Annotated in this window: 3 protein-coding genes and 1 pseudogene; all 4 read left to right on the top strand. The window is 58.6% G+C overall.

What is annotated here, in order from left to right:
* Window positions 1–123: 123 nt before the first annotated feature.
* Window positions 124–765, top strand: a complete 642-nt coding sequence (locus IT40_RS25915) for a hypothetical protein (RefSeq protein ID WP_036761326.1) — start codon at window positions 124–126, stop codon at window positions 763–765.
* On the top strand, window positions 762–1,166 hold the full coding sequence (locus tag IT40_RS25910; RefSeq protein ID WP_036761325.1) for a P27 family phage terminase small subunit: 405 nt from the start codon (window positions 762–764) through the stop codon (window positions 1,164–1,166). The genes IT40_RS25915 and IT40_RS25910 overlap by 4 nt, the downstream gene beginning before the upstream one ends.
* The gene (locus IT40_RS25905; protein ID WP_036761324.1) at window positions 1,163–2,818 is read left to right on the top strand and encodes a terminase large subunit; all 1,656 of its coding nucleotides are present in this window, start codon (window positions 1,163–1,165) and stop codon (window positions 2,816–2,818) included. The genes IT40_RS25910 and IT40_RS25905 overlap by 4 nt, the downstream gene beginning before the upstream one ends.
* Window positions 2,819–2,835: 17 nt before the next feature.
* Window positions 2,836–3,962: pseudogene (locus IT40_RS25900) on the top strand (hypothetical protein); the annotation flags it as partial.

The following is a 3,962-nucleotide window of genomic DNA, read 5'->3' as shown; positions in this document are numbered from 1 at the left end:
CCGCTATCCGCTGGCGCAGATCACCACCGCCGACCGGCTGGTGATGGACGGCAAGCCCTTCAACATCCTCGGCCTGGCCGAAATCGGGCGTCGGAAGGGCTTGGAAATCAGGGTAATCGCGGCATGAAACCCGTTGCGATCTTCCTTTACGAGCTTTCCGGCAAATCCGCCGAACCCTTCGCGGCTGCGGGCTGGGATTGTTATTGCATCGACATTCAGCACCCCGGTAATTTCAGCAAGGGCAATATCCACTTTGTCCAGGCTGATGCCCGGCGCTGGAAGCCGACCCGCGACATGGTGCAGCGCTGCCGGTTTTTTGCTGCCTTTCCGCCCTGCGATGATCTGGCCTGTTCTGGCGCACGTTGGTTCAAGGGCAAGGGGCTTCATGCGCTTTCGGATGCAATCGAGCTTTTCGCCATTGCCGCCGAATGGGCCGAGTTTTTCGAGGTGCCGTATCTGATCGAGAACCCGCGCAGCACAATCAGCACCTATTGGCGCGAGCCTGATCATTGCTTTGACCCGTGCGATTATTCCCAGCTCGCACCCTCGGAACACTACACCAAGAAAACCTGCCTTTGGACGGGCGGCGGTTTCATTATGCCGCCCAAGGCCGCGCTGCCTGGCCCGGCGCAGGCAAACGTAATCCGCGACATGGCAGGCAAGGGCCGTGATCGAGCGAACGCCCGTAGCGTCACGCCCATGGGCTTCATGCGCGCTGTCTATGCCGCGAACTTCAACGCCCAGGTGCAACAGGTGGCGGCATGAGCAAGCACCTGCGCGGCGTCAAGCCTGCCGTGCATCCCGACCAAGAGCCGCTGACCAAGGCACCCAAGGCCCCGGCCTATTTCTCGCCTTACGCGGTGCAGGAATGGAAGCGCATCCTTCCCATGCTGATCGCGCGCAAGCTGATCTGCAAAGCCGATCTGGGGCTGGTGGAAGATTTGTGCATCGCGCGCGGCTATATCCGCCAGATCGAAACCGAGCGGAAGCAGGCCGGTGGCGTTATCGACAAGGTGACGTTTGGCATTCTGAACCGCGCCATTCTTTCCGCGCGCCAGCTTGCGGCGAACCTCGGGCTTGATCCTGTCAGCCGCGCCCGGCTTGGCGCTGCACCTGACCAGCCCGACCCGAATGCGCGCCCGAACCCCTTGAGTTTCCGCCGATGAGCGCCAGCACCTATCCGCATTGGGTATTCGACAACTCGCCTATTGATGACCCGTTCGGATATGGCGAGCAGGCGGTTCAATTCCTGCGATCCCTGTCGCATCCGCAAAGCACCTTGCCGGGCATGGCGTTCCAGCTTGACCCATGGCTTGAGCGCATTGTTCGGCGTATCTATGGCCCGCGTCACCCGGACGGTAAGCGCATTGTCAAGGATGTCTGGTTGCAGGTTCCACGCGGCAACCGCAAGACCTCGACCGCCGCCGCGCTGGCGCTGCTGCACCTGCTGGGGCCGGAAGCCGTGCCGCAAGGGCAGGCATATTTCTGCGCAGCTGACCGCAAACAGGCTGAAATCGGCTTTCTTGAAGCTCTTGGAATTATCCGCGCTGATAAGAACCTGTCTGACGTGGTGAGCGTCAATAATCCCAAGATTGGCACGAAATCCATTCAAAGCCATTTGGATGGCTCTATTTTGGAAACCACCACCTCGGACGGCGATAAATTCCACGGCACCAGCCCGACCTTTGTTATGTGCGATGAGGTGCATATCTGGAAGAACCGCAAGCTCTGGGAAGCAATGTATTCCGGGCGCAGGAAGCGCGGCGCGCTATTTGTCACCTGCACAACTGCGGGACGGGGACGGCATGGCTTTGCGTATGAGCGCTATTCCCTCTTTCGCGATATTGCCCTGGGGAAGATTGTGAACCCGTCCAAGCTGCCTATTATCTTTGAGCCCGAGGAAGGCGACGATTGGTTAGATGAAGCCGTTTGGCACAAGGTCAACCCCGGCATGAGATACGGTTATCCGCTTTTGGATGAGATGCGCGATGATGCAATTACTGCGCAGCATGATCCGATTGAGGGATACGCTTTCCGGCAACTGGCCCTAAATGAATGGCTGGGTAACTCCACGTCGCCGCTGTTTAATTTCGATGAATACGACGCTGGCGCTTTCGATGTGGAGCTTGATAAGAACGGCGATCCGGTCGATTATGAATCCGACCTTGAGGAATTTCCCTGCTATCTTGGCGTGGATTATGCCCAAAGCGGCGATCTTGCGGCAATCGTCGCAGCATGGCGGCACGATGGCGGCAAGTATGATGGGAAAATCACAATCAAGCCTTGGTTCTTTGTGCAGTCTGAGGGGCTGGAAGATCGCGAACGGCTGGAACAGGTGCCTTATCGCCAATGGGTGAAGGATGGGCACTTGATTGAAGTGCCCGGCCCGGTGGTGACGCAAGAGGCCGTGGCCGAGGTGATAAAGGAAATCTGTGCCAGACATGACGTGCGGCAGGTGCGCTATGACCCGTGGCGCTTTCGCGCCACCGCTGCGGAACTGCTGGCCGATAGCGTTCCCATGGTGGAGATGCGCCAAGGTTCGGCAACGATGGGGCCGGCCAATGGCGAGCTTATCCGCGCGGTGAATGGGCGTCTAATCCGGCACGAAGGGCACCCGATCTTGCGCAACCATTTCGACGGCGTTGCGGCGGTGACGAACAAGGCTGGCATGATTTGGATGGACAAGGCCGACCAGAAGCGCGGCCACATTGACGGCGCTATTGCCGCCAGTATGGCCGTTTCTAGCGCGATTACCGATCACGACCAAGGCGGGCTTTATTCCCGCGACGATATTTTTGACCTGCTGAAAGCAGCGTAACGATAGGACTGTTTACAATGGCACTTGATGAAACCGGCCTGCTGGTCAAGCTTGAGGCAAATGTCGCCAAATGGGAAAAAGACTTTAATCGGGCGATTGTCCAGCAACAGCGCGCATCGCAGCGCATGGAACGGCTGGCAAAGCAGAATGCCAATAAGATCGCCTCGGAATATGAGGGCATCGGCGGCAGGATCGGAAAAGCCTTCAACGGCATTCCGGCATCGCTCAAAGGAATCGGCGGCGCGTTCCTTGGTGGCGTGGCCGGTGGCATTGCTGTTGGTGGTCTGGATCAGATCAGCCAAAGCATCGCCAGCACCACGAAAGAGGTTGCCAATCTTCGGAATGAAGCCGAGCGGGCAGGCGTTTCCACGACCGTTTTTCAGGAATGGAAATTTGTGGCCGATCAGAACCGGATTAGCATTGATGCGCTAACCGATGGGATTAAAGAGCTTCATATTCGCGCTGGTGAGTTTTTCCTTGATGGCACGGGCGCGGGTGCCGAGGCGTTCAAGAAGCTGGGATATTCCGCCGAGACGCTGAAAGAGAAACTGAAAGACCCCTCGGCCGCCTTGACCGAGATTCTCGGAAAGCTGAAAAACTTCGACCAAGCCGGCCAATCGTTCCTCTTGGAAGAAATCTTTGGCGGTTCCGGTGGTGAGCAATTCAGCGCTCTTATCGGCCTGGGTGAGCCGGCATTGCGCGCGATGATTCAACGCGCCCATGAAACCGGCGCGGTGCTGGATGCGGAATTGATTGACAAAGCCGCCGAGCTTGACCGCCGGTTTAGTGAACTGACCGCGCGTGTCGAATCCTTCGGCAAGCGCGCGGTGATCGCCATTGCCGACGCTGCGGTTGAACTGGTCGATTTTCGCGACAAGCTGGATGAAATTTTTGACAATGAGGCCGAGGGCCGCGCGATCCTCGGCAATGAGCTTTATGATGAGCTTGCCAAGAGCCGGGACGTAGTGGACGCCCAGGCTGATAGCCTGCACCAGCTTGACGGGGCTTATCAGCGCTTGGCCGAGGAAGCCGCCAGCGCGGGCATGGCGATGCGCGGCGCTATCGGCCAGCTTGACGCCTGGGGCTATGGCGAAGCCGCTGACCAACTGCGCACCCTGTCCGCGCAACTGGACGCGGCGCAGCA

Origin of the sequence: Paracoccus versutus, assembly GCF_000763885.1 — a bacterium.
Lineage (GTDB): Bacteria > Pseudomonadota > Alphaproteobacteria > Rhodobacterales > Rhodobacteraceae > Paracoccus > Paracoccus versutus.
Note: the sequence above shows the minus strand (reverse complement) of the source record. Positions and strands in the feature narration are given on the sequence as shown.